The organism is Bradyrhizobium sp. STM 3809 (genome assembly GCF_000239795.1).
GTDB lineage: Bacteria > Pseudomonadota > Alphaproteobacteria > Rhizobiales > Xanthobacteraceae > Bradyrhizobium.
This window is the reverse complement of the sequence record NZ_CAFJ01000678.1, coordinates 1-1,413: the sequence shown is the minus strand read 5'-3', so window position 1 is coordinate 1,413 and position 1,413 is coordinate 1. Positions and strand designations below refer to the sequence as shown.

2 protein-coding genes are annotated in these 1,413 nt (G+C 68.1%); both read right to left on the bottom strand.

All coding sequences use genetic code 11. The features are described 5' to 3' along the window. Positions 1-18: 18 nt before the first annotated feature. Positions 19-336: a hypothetical protein gene (locus BRAS3809_RS29970; RefSeq protein ID WP_008965769.1), complete on the bottom strand. Its 318-nt coding sequence runs from the start codon at positions 334-336 to the stop codon at positions 19-21. A gap of 30 nt (positions 337-366) precedes the next feature. After that, the gene (locus BRAS3809_RS29965) at positions 367-1,218 is read right to left on the bottom strand and encodes a sulfurtransferase (RefSeq protein WP_008965768.1); all 852 of its coding nucleotides are present in this window, start codon (positions 1,216-1,218) and stop codon (positions 367-369) included. Positions 1,219-1,413: the final 195 nt, after the last annotated feature.

Here is a 1,413-nt window from a genome sequence, read left to right as displayed (position 1 = left end):
CAACGACCGCGCAGGGACCTACTCGATCCCCTGTTCCCGTGCCTTCCACATCGCCGCGATCCGGAAGCGTTCGTTGATTGCGGCGGGGCTGGCGAGGATCTCGGATTGGGCGCCGGCGAAGGCGCCCTCGACGATCGCGGCTTCCTCCTTCGTCAGGGTGATGCGGCCGGCCATGTGGGTGGCGTCAGGCGCCGCTTCCCAGATCTTGCGCCGGTTCGGATGCAGCTTGACCTCGACCAGCTCGAACGCCTCGAGCTCGCCGTCGAGGCAGATGGCGAGGCCGATCACCTCGACCTTGCGGCCGTCCTGCGTGGTCTTGACCAACGTCTTTGCCATGCCTGTGCTCCCGTCATTGAGGTCCTGAGGTCACGCCGCCGCCGGCGTGTCGTCGAGCTGGCTCCATTCCGCCCAGGCGCCGTCGTGGACGGCGACGGTGGGGACACCGAGCCGGTACAGCGCCAGCGCGAGCATGCAGGACGTGATGCCCGAGGCGCAGGTGGTGACGATCGGCTTCGCCAGATGGATGCCGGCGGCCGCGAAGCGGGCGGCGAGCGCGTCCGGCGGAAGCAGCACGCCGGTGTCGGGATCGACCAGATCGGCCCAGGGCAGGTTGATGGCGCCGGGAATGTGGCCCTGGCGCTTGAAGGTGAAGACGTCGGGCTGCGTGCCGTCGAACTTGCCGGGGCCGCGGGCGTCGACGAGCTGCGCGCCACTCTGGAGCGCGCCCTGCACCTGGGCCGAGGTGGCGACCAACTCGGGCCGGAAGCTCGCCGTGAAGCTCGCCGGCGCCGGACGCACCGGCGTCATCTCGGCAGGCTGCTTCTCCTTGGTCCATTTGCCGAAGCCACCGTCGAGCAGGGCGACGTTGTCATGGCCGAACACGCGGAACATCCACCACACGCGGCCCGCGGCGGAGCCGCCATAGTGGCGGTCATAGACGATGACCCGGTCGGCATTGCTGATGCCGAGCAGCCCGACCTTGTGGGCGAAGTCCTCCGCCGTCGGCAGCATGTGCGGCAGCGGGTTGGTCTTGTCGGCGACCTGGTCGATGTCGAAATGCACCGAGCCCGGCAGGTGCCGGCCGCGATACTGTGTGCGGCCGTCGAGATTGGTGCTCGGATGATGCCAGGTGCAATCGAGGATCTTGATGCCGGGATCGGCGAGATGCTGCGCCAGCCATTCGGAGCTGACCAGGGCTTCGGAGGGATCTCTGCTCATGCATGCGCTCTCGATGAAGGGGCCAACGGGACAGCTGACGCGGATGCGCGTCAGAGCGTTTTCGGCATCGCGTAGCCCGGGCGCGGATGGCTGTCGTAATATTCGGGGCGTTCCGGCCAGCCGCCATCGGCGATGATCTTGAAGGTCGCGACCGTCACCGGCGCGCCGGGCGAGCAGGACACTTCGGTGAACTTG

Coding starts and splice junctions, on each gene's coding strand:
- BRAS3809_RS29970 (WP_008965769.1), bottom strand. CDS start 336: ATGGCAAAGACGTTGGTCAAGACCACGCAGGACGGCCGCAAGGTCGAG.
- BRAS3809_RS29965 (WP_008965768.1), bottom strand. CDS start 1,218: ATGAGCAGAGATCCCTCCGAAGCCCTGGTCAGCTCCGAATGGCTGGCG.